Genomic DNA, 15811 nt, shown 5'->3' on the forward strand with positions numbered 1-15811 from the left:
GGGCATCGGGCATCGGGCATCGGGCATCGGGCATCGGGCATCGGGCATCGGGCATCGGGCATCGGGCATCGGGCATCGGGCATCGCAATTTTTTGTTCAAAAATCCATCTTTAAATTTATTTCTACATTTTTCAAATATTAATCAAAGTAAACAATCCTTTGTCAAAATTTGTTTCAGAAAGGGCATAATAAATTTAGGATTATCAAACCTCTTTTTGTTATTAATGTTGACAGCGTTATCGATAAAGCAGGTGTATGGCTTAAACTCACAAACAGCTCGAGTAATTAATGGCACAGGGCCTTATTTAACGTTTGACAATGGAAAGACAGTGTCAACAACAATATTACCACTGTTATCGCTAACGTTACCGAATAATAAGGTGATAAGCGCGTTGGAAGACAAATCATCAGTAGTCGAGCCCATTGTGATAGAAAAAGTGTCGACAACTTTTAATGATATTAAAACCTATTTACCTTTTAGTAATTATCCATCAATGCCGTTAGCTAATGTGATAGTGGCAAATAATTATTGGCGTGATGCAGATGGAGATAAACTTTTTACCATAACGGGTTCTATGAGAGTGAAATGGGAAACGTACGATGGTGAAGATGTGACCGATTATGTGAAATCGAATCCGAATAGTGAGTTAGATGCGTGTAAATCTCCCTATAAATCAACCCTTAGTGCCGATGATGGTGCTTTAGCAACCCGTTATGGTATACCGGATATAGGTCAATTTACGGGGGCAAGCCACAGTTATTATATTTTATCTAAACGCGAAGTATGTTATCTCAAACCTAACGCAACAATTGTGCTACCCGCTAAGCAATGGTTAACTAATAATCAAAAGGGCGATTTTAACTTTGATTCAGATTCAGATAATTGGTGGAATATACCAGACAGCACAAAACCTGATCCTCTTAATGGCGGTGGTTATACTTCAGATTATGTGCCTAATTTGGGTTTTAAAGCGGTGCCATCAGTATCGTCAAATAAGTTTCCTTCTACTGGCTTTCCTGGTGCACAGTTTCAGCTAATATTAACTGGTGCGCAAACAGATTATAACTATTCTGTTCCTAACAATCCTGGTGGAAAAGTCTCGATTGATAAATTAGGCAACGTATTACTTAATGATAAGCCTTCTGGACCTGTCACTGTTCGGGCAACGTTAAAAAACAATCCATTGTTGACGTATGATTATACTTTTGATCCACGAGGTATTTGGGTTGTACCTTATGAATTTGCATATAATTGGCAGAATGCGTCTAATTTTTGTAGTTTGATAACTCGTAAAGAATTAACTAATTCTCCTCGTCGTGCTGCGCCAATGAATTGGCTTTATCAATATAATGCTTATACAAGGTCAATTGGCGAAAGCATTTTGGGTGAATGGGGACATTTAGATAAAAATACCTATCCAAAATCACACTGGCTAGATCAGCTGTTTTGGACAGCAGACTATTGGGGAACATTATCGGGTGGTAATAGTGCACACTTTCGAATAGGTTTGTACTATGGTGATGTTGGTGTGGGTATCGATACCAATATGCATTATGTTTTATGTAGAGAATGATTTAACTACGTGTTTATTTAATGACTATCCAATTGATTTAAATAGTATAAATTAGATAAGGATTTCATGTTGCAATAAGGATTTATGATCAATATTTGTCACAAATTGGATTATCAACAGAATTTTAATAAAGTATTTTTATTTAAAGAATATACTTTTTTAAGAACATATAATTCAAGTGTATTTGTCATTAACCAGTAATTAGGTTACTGTTTTAAAATGGTTTTATTTCAATTTGAAACATATCTTAATAAGTCGATTTTTGTGTGTAGCTTGTTTCGTAACTAAGTTAAGCGAGCATTCGCCATAAGTGATTTTAACCGAATTTGGCGTACAACTTGAGTGCGAGTATGGTGTGGATGGTTATAGCGATGAATACACGCGACGTTGCCATAACATTAACGAAGTAAATGTTGTGGTAAAAGCCCGCAACGAGTCGTTGCAAACGAACGAGGCGCGGGCGTCGGAGCCGCAAGCATACAATTAGATTAAAATTTAAGCAATACATCTATTTAACTCAGTAAGCAGCAGGTAAGTTATTCACGCGGTTGGTCGCCAAATCTTTTTTCTTCAGACGCTGATTTGGTTTTATAGAGCGTTAAAAATAATAAATAACAAGCTTGTCGTAGTATAAGTGGCATCAAAATAGGTCAATAATCATCATAGACATTATTCGAATCTTCGAATGTTATGAGATGTTACACATACTTTTTAAATAGATAGTAAGCACTACCACCTAATAATATTGTGATGGCATACAGTTTCCATAAACTATGCCAGATAATAGCAAAACTGACATTTTTTAGATAAATCTGCTTTGTTAGTTCGACAAAATGGCGCACCGGATTAATTTCTGTTAGATATTGTAAAAAAATTGGCATGTTTTCGACCGGCGCAATAAATCCTGATAATAATATTGCCGGCATCATAAAGGTAATAATACCAATAAATGCTTGTTGTTGAGTTGAACAAAGTGCAGAAATAAATAAGCCAAATCCAACTAACGATAATCCATAACTAAACATACATAAATAAAAATAAATGAGTGATCCTTGAAAGGTAATGCCATAAAGAAAAATGCTGGCAATCAGTATCAGACTGCCTTGTAACATGGCGACAATAATTGCTGGTATTGCTTTACCAGTAAAAATTTGCCAAGTCATTAAAGGTGAAATGCGTAACTGGTCAAGGGTACCTTGTTCGCGTTCACGTGCTACCGAAAGTGAGGTGACAATCATAACGCCGATAGTCGTAATTAACGCAATTAAGGACGGTAAGATAAAATGTTTATAGTCTAAATTACTGTTGTAACGATGACGGACAATCAATTGACTACTATTTTGCCCTAGTTGTTCTTGCTGATATTGCATAATAATTTGTTGAATATAGCTAGCAGCAATTTGCGCACTGTTAGACTTGCGACCATCTAAAATAATTTGGATTTGTGTGGATTGCCCACTAAGTAATTTTTGCGAGAAATCACTTGGAAATTGCACCGCAACTAAGGCTTTTTGATAATTAATTGTATCACTAATGGCCTGCTGTGAATCGAGTACTAATATTTTAGAAAAAGAACTCGAATGTGCAAATCGATTAATTAACTCTGAACTCGGTTCATCTATTGTTGGTCTATACACGGCTATTGTTGCATTGGTGACATCAAGCGTAGCAGCAAAAGGAAAGATAAAAATTTGCAGTAAAACTGGCATGACTAAAATAAGACGGGTTTGTTTATCTTGCCAAAGTAGGGCGAGCTCTTTTTTTATTAGAGTCAAAGTTCGATATAGGGTTATTGTGTTAATCAATTTTATCATAGTATTTGTTCCGGTTATCTTAATCTAATTGCATACGGGTTTTTTTTAATATCACCACAAATAAAAGACAGATGCAGATGATTAAAAAAAACGCATTAATTAGCATTACCGATACAATATCGCCGGCTAAAAACAGCGTTTGTAAAATATTGACGTAGTAACGAGCTGGGATGATATAAGTAACGAGTTGGATAATGGCCGGCATACTATTGATTTCAAATACGAATCCCGAAAGCATAACGGCTGGTAAAAATGCCGCGTTTAATGCAATCATAGCTGCATTAAACTGGTTGCGGGCTAATGTTGATATCAATAAACCCAGTTGTAAAATAACCAGTAAAAATAAACTACTCACAATTAATAATAGTGTAATCGAACCGCGAAAAGGCACTTGCATGATGCCCACCGTCACAATTACACAAATAATTAACGCGAGTAGACCAATTAGATAATAGGGAATAAGCTTTGATAATAAAAACTCTAACTTAGTCATTGGCGTTGATAATAACGCTTCCATCGTGCCACGTTCCCATTCACGAGCAATCACCAAAGCAGTTAGAATTGAACCTATCACTGTCATAATGATCGTGATAGCGCCAGGCAAAATAAAGTTTTTGCTTATCGCCGCTGAGTTAAACCAAACGTGCGAGGTTATTTCAATACCTTGACGATGGTCAATCAATCGTTGTTGATTTTGCTTTTGTTGCCAAATTTGCCATATGCTCGTTAAATAACCTTGTACAAAATTAGCAGTATTGGGTTCACTGCCATCGGTGATAAGTTGAATAGTTCCTTGGTGATTTTGTACTGCTTGCGCAAAATTAACGGGTATGACAACTATCCCTCGAATTTGTCCGGCGCTTAATTTTGTTGATAATTCATAGCGGTTATTTGAAAACACAGGATCAATAAAGGGGGAACCATTCAATTCTTGTACAAAATCATGAGCCGGCTGACTTTGTTGTTCGACTAATACACCAATACGAATTTTGTTGGAATCTAAACTAATACCATAACCAAATAGGAACAATAATAACAAGGGAATAATAATGGTGATTATCCAGCTACTTGGATCACGAAGGATTTGCTTAATCTCTTTGTTACACAGTGTCAATGTACGGCTGAATGAAAACATCATAATGTTTTTCCTGATTTAGCATCAACGACCAGTTTAATAAAAGTTTGCTCCATAGTTGCATTGTCGGCGACGGATTGCTTTAATTGATTTGGTGAACCTAAAGCAATCACTTTGCCACCATTAATTAAAGCGATACGATCACAATATTCAGCCTCATCCATAAAGTGCGTTGTCACCATAACCGTTACACCTTTTTCAACCAGACTATTAATATGAACCCAAAATTCACGACGCGTTATCGGATCGACACCTGATGTCGGTTCATCTAAAAAGACAATTTCGGGTTTATGCATCAAAGCACAAGCTAAAGCTAAGCGTTGTTTGAATCCTAGTGGTAATGATTCAGGTTTTTTAGCTAACATTGGCTCTAAATCGAATGCGGTTATCATCTCGTTCATACGTTGTTTTTGTTCATCTGCCATCAAGCCATAAATCCCCGAAAAAAAGCGCAGATTTTGATACACACTCAATTTATCATATAGCGAAAAGCGTTGCGCCATATAGCCAATTCGTTCACGTACTTGGATCGCACTTTTTTTCAGATCTAACCCCAAGACTAAGGCTTTTCCGCGACTAACAGGCAATAAGCCGCACATCATTTTAAACGTTGTTGATTTACCTGCGCCATTCGGACCTAATAAACCAAAAATTTCGCCGCGTTTAATGGTAAAATTTACCTGATCTGTGGCAATAAAGCTGCCAAAAGTTTTTGTTAAATCTTTGGCTTCGATAACAATATCATCGAGTGATCCCGATATTTTCGGCATAATTTTAGTCAATATCGATTCTTTATGAGTAATACCGCCAAGTAAATCGATAAATGCATCTTCAAAACGCCCACAAGTGGGTTTACTGGTAATATCGGGGATAGACAGATGCTTCAATATTTGCTCAATAGATTGATCTGATTTTATAATCAAGCGAATATTATCGCCTTCAATCACACCGTCACTTACCGCGGGTAATTTTAAAACTGTTTGTAATAACGTTCGATTTGATGTAGATGAAGAAAGCAAGTAAACTCGATTGGCAACGCGCTGGGTTAGCCGTTGCGGTTGTCCTTGAAAAAGTAATTCACCTTTATTAAGCAATAAAATGGATTTACATTGTTCAGCTTCGTCAAGGTAAGATGTACTCCAGATGATAAGCATCCCTTCATTGGCTAACTGATGCACCATTTGCCATAGTTCCTTGCGTGAAATCGGATCAACGCCAACACCCGGTTCATCAAGTAACAAAATTTGTGGATCGCCCAATAAAGTACAAGCTAGACCAAGTTTCTGCTTCATCCCGCCGGATAACTTACCGGCTAGTCGTTCAGTAAAGCGCGCCAAATCGGTAAATTTAAGCAGTTTATCGAAAATTTGCTGACGATCTTCGCTTTTGATATCACGTAGATCAGCAAATAAATTAAGATTTTCTAACACGGTCAAATCTTCATAAAGACCAAACTTTTGGGGCATATAGCCTACAATTGTCCGTAGTTGATCGCGGTTTTCTATCGGGTTTAATCCTGCAACAGTAATTTGGCCTTCACTTGGCGTAAGCAACCCTGCTAACATTCGTAACAAGGTAGTTTTGCCGGCGCCATCCGGACCCACCAAACCAGTTACCCCATGTGCGGAAAGGGTTATCGATAACGGCTTTATAGCAATTGTTACCGGTTGATTGTTTTGCACAAACTGTTTGGTGACCTTGTCGAGTACAATTTGCTGATGATTTTGCATAATGTCACCATTATTGTGAAAATTTAATGGTTACCGGCATACCTTGACGTAACATCTCATCTGCTTGCCCTTCACCGGTTTGGTTAATTTGAATTCGCAAACGGTAAACTAAATCAGTGCGTAATACGGGGGTTTCAACCGTTTTCGGGGTAAATTCTGCCGTAGGAGACACAAAGCCAATTTGGCCGATATAGGGTCTGTCCGGCTGAGAATCGGTATATACATAAACGGTTCGACCCGGTACGGCTTGACTTAAATTGACTTCATCGATATAAGCCCGTACCCAAACTGGCCTATCTAACGAAATCGCATAAATCGGTGTGCCTGCACTCAACATCGTACCGGCTTCAACTGCGCGAGTTAAAATGGTGCCGTCAGTAGGAGCATAAAGTTCGGTATCCGATAAATTAAGTTCAGCTTGTTCAAGCTGAGCTTTTGCCACAGCAACGGTTGCTTGTGCTGATTCAATTTCCTCTTTGCGATAACCGTTAGTGAGTTGATCTAGTTTTTGTTTTGCTGTCTGTAAATTGGCTTTGGCTTGATTTCGCAAGGTTAAGCTGTTATCCAGTTGATCTTTAGATATCGAGGCGGATTTAATCAATGTTGCCATGCGTTGATAATTGCTTTCGGCATAATCATAACTCGCTTGATACTGTAAGACTTGTGCAGCAGCTTGCGCGACTTCTTCTTTACGATAGCCGGTGGTGACTAAATCCAATTGCGCTTGCTGCATCATTAAATTGGCTTTCGCCTGATCTAAAGCAATTTGATAAGGTTTAGCATCAAGTTTAGCTAATAGATCACCTTGTTTGATATGATCGCCTTCTTCATGATTCAACTGCATTAAGCGACCTGAAACACGAAAACTACTATTCACAGTGCGAATATCGACATTACCATATAAAACCAGTGAAGCCGGGCTTTTATAAATAAACCAAACGATACAACTTATTGCCAAAATGAATAATAATATTAGAGGTATGAGCTGTTTTTTCTTCATAACTATTCTCGCTTATCGTTATTCAGTAAGGTGCTTTAAAAGTTTAGTTAAGATTGAACGTAACTGCTGCCGTTCTTCCTGCGAAATAATTTGCCAGGCAGCAACCACTTTCTGTTCGATAGGGGGTAACTCTTTTTTAAAAAAATTAGTCCCCTTATTTGTCAAAACCAGACAGTGGGAACGACGATCGTTCGCATCATCTTGACGTTCAATCAGACCATTTGCGACCAAGGTTTCGACACTACGGCTAACTTGGACACGCGAAAAATTGGTTAACTGACTGACTTGTGACGGCTTCACGCCGTCAGGTTGATGCCAATAAATTACCAGTAAAATAGCAAATAATTTGTCATCAAGCTGATACTGTTGATAAGTTTGGTTAAGATTTTCTAACAGTGTTTCGGTACTAAACTGCAATAAACGAGTCAAAAAAATCTCATCATAGTTGAATGAAAGTCCACGAGATTTAAATTTATCAATCAGTTTTTCAACGGTTGTAATAGGGATCGCCATAAAAAAGCCATATTAAATTAGTTTCAATTGAAACTATATCAAATGAAACTAATTTTAACAATAACAATTTATAGCATTCATTAACAGGCTGTTATTTAAATGTTTTCCAATGGTAACGGCACTATTTTGCTGTTGGCTTTTAGTTGATTATTGACCGAGTGAAAGATGTAATACCTGATAGAGATTGTGATTAACTAATGTCGGTTTTTCATGAAAAAAAGTGAAAATACAATACATCCATTTATCAGGATTATAGATTACTATCTGTCCTGTTTGATTTTGATGTGTAGGGTGTTTGAAGTCGAACCCTTTTAATTGTGGCTGAGTCGCAATGACAAAGTTTTCTTCTAACATGTATTTACTTTGTACAAAACGATCACTGAGATTGATTTGCGCAACTACGCCTATATGAATATTTTGCCAACCAAATGAAGTTAGAATATTGTCATAATAACCGTCAAATATGAACGTTGTCATGCCTTCTGTACGGCGCCAAATATAGAGTGGGCAATAGCTATTGGCAATATTATCGTTATCTTTTTCTGAAATTAAGTAAGCTTTAAATAATAAATCTTTAAAACCATCCGTTTTGTGGCCATTAGTCATAATTCGTTGTTTGATTATTTTCATATCATAATCAGCCGGTAAATTTATTTTATATTGCATTGCTTGCATAATTTGTCTCCTTTCAATGTTTGATTTAGTTTAGAAAAGGAATTGAGATTTGAATAATCCTCATTTATGATTGGGGTATCAAAAAAAGTGATAGGTACTGTTTTTAAATGAATTTTAAAGGATTATTGATTTTTAAAACGGTTTATGAGGTGAATAGTCTTAATAAAGCCGCTAAAATTTTGGGTTATACTCAATCAAACTTGACGGCTCATTTAAAAAAGATAGAGCATGAGTTAGGTGCAAGCTTATTTATTCGTCGATTTGATGGTGTCATACCTACAGAAGAGGGGCAACAGTTTTATCATTTCGCTATTCAAACACTCGATAGATTTGCACAGCTTAAGACATCATTTAAATTTCGCCAACCTACGCTATTAATTTCTGAACTTCTTTTCCAATTTATTGTGATTGAACAACAAAAATATGCAATTGGCTCAACAGAGATTGTTATAAAAAGAACCAGTGAGATGAACCATGTTATTAATGAGCAATTTTTTGATAATGTCATTACGTTTAAAAAATTTAATCATGCTGATTATTGTTTAGTGGCTACAAAATATTTACCTGTTACTTTTTTAAAAAGCCATTCAAATATCACTCATCAACAACTGCCTATTTTGATTAATAATGATGTTGATTGTCCGCTAAGAGCTAAGACTTTAGCTCTATACCAACAGACGAGTAATATTATTACCGTTGATTCTTTAAGCCAATTGTTGAACCTTGTCGAAAAAGGGCAGGGAATTGCATTATTGCCGTTATTTTTGCAAAAAGATAATTTTGAAAAATTTAATGATGAACAGTATTTGATTGCATTTTATTGTTATCAACACCAATCGATTTAGTTTTTAAACCTTATTTATTATTTTTGTGATAATTTGCTGTGGTATTGACGGCGGTATTCGGTTGGTGTGCGTTCGGTTTTTTTTCTAAAAATTCGGCAAAAGTAGTTACTATCTTGAAAGCCCGATGCTTGTGCGACTTCTTTGACATTTAAATCATAATTTTTCAATAGTGATTTGGCATATTCTATACGTACATGATTTAAATATTCATTTAAGCCAATTTTGCCTTCGCGTTGAAATAGATGAGATAAATAGTTAGGCGAGATATAAAACATATTGGCTAAAAAGTCGCGGGTGATATCGTCACAAAAATGGGTATCGATATATTGTCGGATCGCTTGAAAAATGCTTGCCGTTTTCGATGCAGTTTCGACATTGACATTGAGCAGATCTAAGGTATTACTCAGTAGACTTTGTATCAAAAAGTGCGCGGTTTGATTGTTTTCTGATGGTTGATTATGCCAAGTCAGTTCGGCGAGAGCTTGAATAATAAAAGCGCCGACTCTTGGACCGCGCCTTAACGTATTGATTTGACCATAAGAGGTAAATTGGTTGCCATTCCAATGTAGTAAACTGAGGTTAATTTGTTGTTTGACAAATAAAATGGTTAATGTGGTGACAGGCTCTTCTAGAATGGGTTTATTCCAACTATGGGCCACAGTATATAAGAGGTCATGAGCTGATAACGTTTTGTGAATAATATTGCCGGCATTATCAGTCAATTGAATTTGTTGTGTACCTTCCAGCACAATCTCTATCTTCGGAAAATCAAGCTGGAATGTTTGCAGTGTTGGTGCATTGCTATTATCGGCAAAGAAGATATGATTGATCTTCATTTGTCCGTTAACCAGCTTAGTTAGTGTGTTGTTGATGGATATTTTCATGCTATTTAAGTGAGTATGATATCAAGAAATACACGCTGTTTTATAGAGTATATTCCGTGAATGATGAAAGCAAAGAATAATAAAATATCTTTATAATTAAATGTATTAATTATGTGATCAAGATCTCATTTTTATATTTAGCGTACAAAAATCCAGTAAATAGCAAAATCGTCTTCTAGGCTAACAAAACAATATTTTTTACTATGCTAGTGTCTTATCACTTAGATAATTAACCTATATACCAAGGGGCATAGTATGGAATTATATTTAGATACAGCGGATATTTCAGCAATTAAACGCCTTGCTGCAATATTGCCAATTAAAGGTGTCACGACTAATCCAAGTATTGTGGCAAAATCAGAAAAGCCGATTTTTGAATTGTTAGCCGAGTTACAAGATCTGTTAGGTTCGGATAAAGTGCTTTTTGCTCAAGTATTGTCGAACCAGGCTAAAGAGATGATAAAAGAAGCTGAGCAACTAAGAAAAGCCGTGCCAACTATTGTAACTAAAATACCTGTTAATGCCGAAGGTTTAATTGCCATAAAGGAATTGAGCAAACAAGGAATACCAACTTTAGGCACGGCGGTATATGGAGCGGGACAGGGTTTTTTAGGTGCGCTTGCTGGGGCAAAATATATTGCGCCTTATGTTAATCGTATTGATGCGCAAGGCGGCAATAGTAAAGAGACAATTCAAGAGTTACAGACATTATTAGATTTACATTGTCCTGAATCTATGGTGTTAGCTGCCAGTTTTAGAACACCACGGCAAGCGTTGGATTGTTTATTAGCTGGATGTCAATCAATTACGTTACCTGTTGATGTGGCTGAACAATTTATTTCTGATCCGGCTGTTGATGCAGCAATAGTAAAGTTTGAGCAAGATTGGTGCCGTGCTTTTGGTTCCCTAACTTACTAAGTCAAACTGTCAATACTATTGCGTGCATTGCTTGTAAAGCTAAGGTTTAATTGCGGTATTGAACGCAAAACGGTTAAATAAAAAGTTGGCTATATTTTGGTTATTTTATTGTATGATAATGCTAATAACATGGAATGAAAGGATCTTAAATATGACAGAACAACATAAGAGAGTGATTGTTAATGCAATATTGACAGTGGTTAAAATTGAAAAAATATCCCATAGTTTTATTCGATTACACTTTACTTGTAGTAAGCCACTCACGATTGATAAGTCTTGGGTTTGTCCACATATTAAATTACTCTTTACTGATCCTGAATCTGGTCAGATTCCTTTTCCACAGTTAGATGAAAATAATAAAATTATTGTTAATGAACGAACTCGCCAATTGGCTCGAACTTATAGTGTGCGTTATTTTGATGAAGCAACACAACAATTGGCAATTGATTTTGCTATTCACCCAGAAGGTTTGGCAACGTTATGGGCACAGCGGGCAACTGTTGGTGATCAAGTTGGTGTAGTTGGGGTTGTATCTAAATTAAACGTTGATGATCAGCAGTTAGTTTTTATGGGCGATATCGCTGCCGTGCCTACTATTAGTTACGCTATTGAGCACTTGCCTGATTATCAAAAAGTCAATGCGTTTATTGAAGTTAATCATCCAACCGATGTATTACCCTTACCCGTTCGTGACAACCAACAAATTCATTGGTTAGTCCGTGACAAAGGACAACCAAGTCAACTGATTGATAGCATACTGGCGACAGATTTTACGGATAATCCACCACTCCTTTTTTGGGGGGGAATGGAGGCATCGCTAGCACAGCAGCTGCGTCGAGCGCTAAAAGACAAATATAGTAATTTGCCAGCCGACGCATTCCAAATTACCAGCTATTGGCGTGAAGGATTAGCTGAAGGGCAATTTAAACACCGTGAATAATTAATTATTCTTATTGTATGAATATTCTTGCACATTTACATTTGGCAACATTGGCAAACAGTTCCTTGATTGGGAATAGTGTTGCCGATTTTGTGAAAGGTGATCCCTATTTAGCTTATCCACAAACTATTGCAGATGGCATTATGCTTCACCGAAGAATCGATAGCCTAATCGATTCTTTACCCGAAGTGAAGCAAGCTAAACAGTTATTTAGAAAAACTCACCAGCGAGTGGCGCCTATTGCATTAGATATTGTTTGGGATCATTTTTTGTCTAAATACTGGTCAGAGTATGGTATAAAATCTTATGCTGCCGTAGCTGAATTTAACCAGTTGACTAAAGAGCAAATTGCCCCTTTTATTACTGATTATCCACCCGATTATCAATATTTTATGCAGTCAATGTGGCAAGGTAAATGGCTTGAAAATTATGCTGATATCGAATTTATTGAAAAAGTACTTAAAGGTATGGCCGCGCGAAGACCTAGACTCAGTTTATTAAAAGAGACAATTGTTGATATTAAGCTACATTATTCAGCGCTTGAATCACTTTTTTTTAAGTTATATCCCCAAATGGTAAAATTTGTTAGTTCCAATCATTTTCAAGAAAACAGGCGATTATCGAAATAAGTTTAGTTAATCAACTTACCCGATAATCTTTAGTTGTTAATTTGGAATAGTAAGTTTACCGTTTTCTTTCTTAATGACATTGTTACGATTTGGTGATTGTGAAATCGGCACTAAGTTTTTAATGGTAGCATCAAGGGTAATGTCATTATTACTTGCTCGTGGTTTTGTATGAACAACTTGGCTTTCAGGCAGGGTTGCTTTATTCGTTAGATTTGCCCATAACCACTCCATTGCATCTTCACCATAATAATCTATAGGAAGTAAAATGTTTTCAAATGGCGGTTTACCATCTAAATAGCTAGTGTTTTCAACTTCTATGTAACGTAATTGTGAATTTTTACCTTCAACTTGGCTATTTAATGCGACATAAGCTCGTGATGTGTAATCCGGTAATTGTTTGACATTATTACGGCCATGTACAATATAGGTTTTAATTCCATTTAAATTAGCCGAAGCAATGATCTGACCCATACCATATTGAACGCGCGGATCGTTTATTTTTTTATATAAACATATAGCCCCTTTACTATTATAATCAATGTTTTCTTTGCTTTCAGAGCTAGAATAGAAATCCCTTCTAGGTGAAATTACATCTTCATTATTGACCAATGCTAATGCAGTTGAATCATTACCAATCCATACAGGTAAATGTCCATCAGATAATCCCCAAAGTTGTTCAAAGGCGACTTCCTTTAATGGTGCAACTTTACCGGTATAGTAAATGGGATTTTGTTGTGTGCTAGCAACCGAATAGTTGCACATTCTTTCGGTGATGTCGTAGTGTCCGTAAGTGCTAATGTATTGATAAGGTAAACTGACCGTTTCTTTAAAATAAAAATAGGGTAATTGGATATCCATTTCAGGCGTCCACCCATATTTATGCAGCTTTTCAAGCGCTTCTTCAGGTGTGCCTTCTTTTAATAGTTTTGCTTGTTTTAAGTCATTACAGCGGTTTTGTGAAAAAACATATTTATCGGCAAAAGGAATATACTTATCTTTATTGTTTTCGATAATTGCTGGCACAGCACAAGGGATATAAAGTGAAGCGTATGCGCTGTATTCTGCTATCGATTGATATTGAATTTTAACAGGTGTATTTTTACCGAATTGTACGCTAGCGGCTATTTTTTTGGAATAAGGTACAATTTGTGGGTTAACTGCAACGATTCCTTTTATAATGTTATTTTTGTCAAGCTCGCCCGCTTTGAGTGCTGCGCCGCCACCATCACTCGCTCCATAGACTAATACTAATGTATTGTCTTTGTTGTATTTGATTGTTTTATCCGGTGAATATAATGTGTTGATTTGATAAAATGCAAATTCAATGGATTGTAAAACAAATTCCCCCCAACGCTGCTCTGAATTCTGTCTTGAATGCAGTTGTTTTATGGCGTAGCGGTTGGGATAAGCTTTAACATACCTTTCTCGATTGTTAATATCTGGTTTAAAAAGAAGATTATCTGTTTGTGTTTTGCCATCAATGGCAAATCCACGCTGGTTAGTGATATCATAAATACCGTTGCCTAATCCTTTATCATTGTAAACAACTGCACAGTTGTGACGTAATCCCCATAATCCTCTAATTTGTACATCGTGGGCATTAAATAATCCATCGGAATCGGTGGCAGGCACCGCAACAATACAAGGTTTGTTTTTATCAAAATCCAAGGGGATTTGTAATAATAAACCGACAGTTTCTTCTTTATTTTTAAGGGTAGCTAAAACCTCAGTACCTGCCACTTTGCCATCAAATAATGGGGTTAAGGTTTTACGCTGATAACCAAAAAGAGTGCCTTCTCCTGTTTTAGTATCAATAAATCGGTTAAGTTTTAATTGCCTTAGTTCTTGAGTTGTTGGTTGCGTAGGGTTAGCCTGCTTAAGATTGATTTTAGTTGTTGATAGCGGTGTAAAGCCTAAACCCGCTGTGGCTAAGTCATCGCTATCACCATCATAATAGTTTGTACTTTCGATGGTTAACCATTGAGGTTTTACAATAGTATTATTCTCTTCACGGTTTATATTTAAACGTGTATTACCTTTGGCATGTACTGTAAAAGCAATCGTAGTTGTAGTAAGCAGAATTAATGATGTTAATATTTTTATAGTTCTTGTGTTCATGAAAATATTTCCTTTTTTAACAACCAAGCTTGTCGTCAAATTATTTTTTATGTTGCTTGCAGTATTAATAATGTAACTATTTTCTAGGTAAATGATTATACACGATATTTTGTTTATTGGGATTGGTTTGGTAAATTAAGATTGCATAATCCCCAAAACGCCGCGATAATTTTTTCTGATAAACGTCTTTTTTGAACACAGATCCCAACGTCAAACGGTTCCATTAAATTGGTTGACCATTCAGTAATTCTTTCCCGAATTCTTTCAGGGCTATTTTCCATAACAACTTTAGGTAATAAGGCTACACCGCAACCTAGTGCAACCATAGAAACAATTGCCTCGTGACCTGCAACTGTTGCATAAATTTTGGGGCTCATGATTTTTTGCTGTTTAAACCACAAATCAATGCGGTGCCGGCTTGGGCCATGTTCCGGCAAAATAAAGGGTATATTATGCCAATCCGGTTTTTTTTGGTGTAATTTATCACTAAATGAGCTATTGAGCTTGGGTATGAGTAACACCATCTCTATTTCACCAAATTTTAAAAATTCGACTCCTGAAGGTAATTGTTTTGGTTTGCCTGCAATGGCTAAATCGACTTGATTGGACTGGATTTTTTCAACCGCATCTGCCGCATCGCCGGTTGAGAGTTTAATTTCTACAAGAGGATAATTAATTCGAAAGCGGTCAAGTATTTCAGGTAAATGGCTGTAAGCGGCTGTCACTGAACAAAATAGGGTTAATTCCCCAACTAATTGTTGATTGGATTGATCTAATTCTTGGCGCACTTGCTGATGCAAACTGATTACTTGCTGGGCAAAACGTTTTACCTTTTCCCCTTCTTGCGTTATTTGTACTTGGCGATTATCACGAATAAAAAGGGCATGACCAAAATGTTCTTCTAAGCGTTGTATTTGTCTGGATAACGTCGAAGGGCTTACATGCATAGCATCGGCGGTCATACCAAAATGGCATGTTTCGCATAAATGTAAGAACAATTTTAAATCACGAATATTCATAACAAAATCCAATTTAT

General features: G+C 36.5%; 14 protein-coding genes. 5 read left to right on the forward strand and 9 right to left on the reverse strand.

Going from position 1 to position 15811, the window contains the following annotated elements; all coding sequences use genetic code 11:
* Positions 1 to 329: 329 nt before the first annotated feature.
* Complete coding sequence (locus J3U57_RS11630) at positions 330 to 1574, forward strand: hypothetical protein (protein WP_267344841.1); 1245 nt, start codon at positions 330 to 332, stop codon at positions 1572 to 1574.
* 698 nt (positions 1575 to 2272) lie between these two features.
* On the opposite strand, the gene J3U57_RS11635 is transcribed toward J3U57_RS11630, so the two are convergent.
* The 6 genes from J3U57_RS11635 to J3U57_RS11660 all read right to left on the reverse strand — a co-directional run bounded on the left by J3U57_RS11635 (position 2273) and on the right by J3U57_RS11660 (position 8441).
* Positions 2273 to 3388: an ABC transporter permease gene (locus J3U57_RS11635; RefSeq protein WP_267344842.1), complete on the reverse strand. Its 1116-nt coding sequence runs from the start codon at positions 3386 to 3388 to the stop codon at positions 2273 to 2275.
* Positions 3389 to 3407: 19 nt separating this feature from the next.
* Positions 3408 to 4526 (reverse strand): ABC transporter permease, encoded by a 1119-nt coding sequence (locus J3U57_RS11640; protein ID WP_267332472.1) that lies wholly within the window; start codon positions 4524 to 4526, stop codon positions 3408 to 3410.
* Positions 4523 to 6253, reverse strand: a complete 1731-nt coding sequence (locus tag J3U57_RS11645; protein ID WP_267344843.1) for an ATP-binding cassette domain-containing protein — start codon at positions 6251 to 6253, stop codon at positions 4523 to 4525. Before J3U57_RS11645 ends, J3U57_RS11640 begins: the two co-directional genes overlap by 4 nt.
* 10 nt (positions 6254 to 6263) lie before the next feature.
* Positions 6264 to 7253: a secretion protein HlyD gene (gene hlyD, locus J3U57_RS11650; protein WP_267344845.1), complete on the reverse strand. Its 990-nt coding sequence runs from the start codon at positions 7251 to 7253 to the stop codon at positions 6264 to 6266.
* An 18-nt stretch (positions 7254 to 7271) separates the two neighbouring features.
* The gene (locus tag J3U57_RS11655; RefSeq protein ID WP_267344847.1) at positions 7272 to 7766 is read right to left on the reverse strand and encodes a MarR family transcriptional regulator; all 495 of its coding nucleotides are present in this window, start codon (positions 7764 to 7766) and stop codon (positions 7272 to 7274) included.
* A 147-nt stretch (positions 7767 to 7913) separates the two neighbouring features.
* Positions 7914 to 8441 (reverse strand): DUF4865 family protein, encoded by a 528-nt coding sequence (locus J3U57_RS11660; protein WP_267332476.1) that lies wholly within the window; start codon positions 8439 to 8441, stop codon positions 7914 to 7916.
* A 107-nt stretch (positions 8442 to 8548) separates the two neighbouring features.
* On the opposite strand from J3U57_RS11660, the gene J3U57_RS11665 reads away from it, so the two are divergent.
* Positions 8549 to 9286 (forward strand): LysR family transcriptional regulator, encoded by a 738-nt coding sequence (locus J3U57_RS11665; RefSeq protein ID WP_267344848.1) that lies wholly within the window; start codon positions 8549 to 8551, stop codon positions 9284 to 9286.
* A gap of 17 nt (positions 9287 to 9303) precedes the next feature.
* Here the strand turns inward: J3U57_RS11665 and J3U57_RS11670 are convergent, their stop codons facing one another.
* On the reverse strand, positions 9304 to 10122 hold the full coding sequence (locus J3U57_RS11670) for a helix-turn-helix transcriptional regulator (RefSeq protein WP_267344849.1): 819 nt from the start codon (positions 10120 to 10122) through the stop codon (positions 9304 to 9306).
* A gap of 303 nt (positions 10123 to 10425) precedes the next feature.
* On the opposite strand from J3U57_RS11670, the gene fsa reads away from it, so the two are divergent.
* The 3 genes from fsa (at position 10426) to J3U57_RS11685 (ending at position 12657) form a co-directional block, all read left to right on the forward strand.
* Positions 10426 to 11088 carry a fructose-6-phosphate aldolase gene (fsa, locus tag J3U57_RS11675; RefSeq protein ID WP_267332479.1) on the forward strand — a complete coding sequence of 221 codons (663 nt, stop codon included), beginning with the start codon at positions 10426 to 10428 and terminating at the stop codon, positions 11086 to 11088.
* 151 nt (positions 11089 to 11239) lie between these two features.
* On the forward strand, positions 11240 to 12028 hold the full coding sequence (locus tag J3U57_RS11680; protein WP_267332480.1) for a siderophore-interacting protein: 789 nt from the start codon (positions 11240 to 11242) through the stop codon (positions 12026 to 12028).
* 17 nt (positions 12029 to 12045) lie between these two features.
* A complete protein-coding gene (locus tag J3U57_RS11685; protein ID WP_267332481.1) occupies positions 12046 to 12657 on the forward strand; it encodes an ACP phosphodiesterase in 612 nt (203 codons plus the stop codon).
* A 36-nt stretch (positions 12658 to 12693) separates the two neighbouring features.
* Here the strand turns inward: J3U57_RS11685 and J3U57_RS11690 are convergent, their stop codons facing one another.
* Both J3U57_RS11690 and ilvY read right to left on the reverse strand, forming a co-directional pair.
* Complete coding sequence (locus J3U57_RS11690; protein ID WP_267344850.1) at positions 12694 to 14775, reverse strand: 3-hydroxybutyrate oligomer hydrolase family protein; 2082 nt, start codon at positions 14773 to 14775, stop codon at positions 12694 to 12696.
* A gap of 113 nt (positions 14776 to 14888) precedes the next feature.
* Positions 14889 to 15794 (reverse strand): HTH-type transcriptional activator IlvY, encoded by a 906-nt coding sequence (gene ilvY / locus J3U57_RS11695; RefSeq protein WP_267332483.1) that lies wholly within the window; start codon positions 15792 to 15794, stop codon positions 14889 to 14891.
* Positions 15795 to 15811 lie beyond the last annotated feature (17 nt).

Source organism: Gilliamella sp. B3464, from assembly GCF_026536145.1.
Lineage (GTDB): Bacteria > Pseudomonadota > Gammaproteobacteria > Enterobacterales > Orbaceae > Gilliamella.

Bases quoted from the DNA above. Each gene is read 5' to 3' on its own strand.
- J3U57_RS11680 (WP_267332480.1), top strand. From the start codon at position 11,240: ATGACAGAACAACATAAGAGAGTGATTGTTAATGCAATATTGACAGTG.
- J3U57_RS11670 (WP_267344849.1), bottom strand. From the start codon at position 10,122: ATGAAGATCAATCATATCTTCTTTGCCGATAATAGCAATGCACCAACA.
- J3U57_RS11655 (WP_267344847.1), bottom strand. From the start codon at position 7,766: ATGGCGATCCCTATTACAACCGTTGAAAAACTGATTGATAAATTTAAA.
- J3U57_RS11685 (WP_267332481.1), top strand. From the start codon at position 12,046: ATGAATATTCTTGCACATTTACATTTGGCAACATTGGCAAACAGTTCC.
- hlyD (WP_267344845.1), bottom strand. From the start codon at position 7,253: ATGAAGAAAAAACAGCTCATACCTCTAATATTATTATTCATTTTGGCA.
- J3U57_RS11665 (WP_267344848.1), top strand. From the start codon at position 8,549: ATGAATTTTAAAGGATTATTGATTTTTAAAACGGTTTATGAGGTGAAT.
- J3U57_RS11660 (WP_267332476.1), bottom strand. From the start codon at position 8,441: ATGCAAGCAATGCAATATAAAATAAATTTACCGGCTGATTATGATATG.
- J3U57_RS11640 (WP_267332472.1), bottom strand. From the start codon at position 4,526: ATGATGTTTTCATTCAGCCGTACATTGACACTGTGTAACAAAGAGATT.
- J3U57_RS11690 (WP_267344850.1), bottom strand. From the start codon at position 14,775: ATGAACACAAGAACTATAAAAATATTAACATCATTAATTCTGCTTACT.
- fsa (WP_267332479.1), top strand. From the start codon at position 10,426: ATGGAATTATATTTAGATACAGCGGATATTTCAGCAATTAAACGCCTT.
- J3U57_RS11635 (WP_267344842.1), bottom strand. From the start codon at position 3,388: ATGATAAAATTGATTAACACAATAACCCTATATCGAACTTTGACTCTA.
- J3U57_RS11645 (WP_267344843.1), bottom strand. From the start codon at position 6,253: ATGCAAAATCATCAGCAAATTGTACTCGACAAGGTCACCAAACAGTTT.
- ilvY (WP_267332483.1), bottom strand. From the start codon at position 15,794: ATGAATATTCGTGATTTAAAATTGTTCTTACATTTATGCGAAACATGC.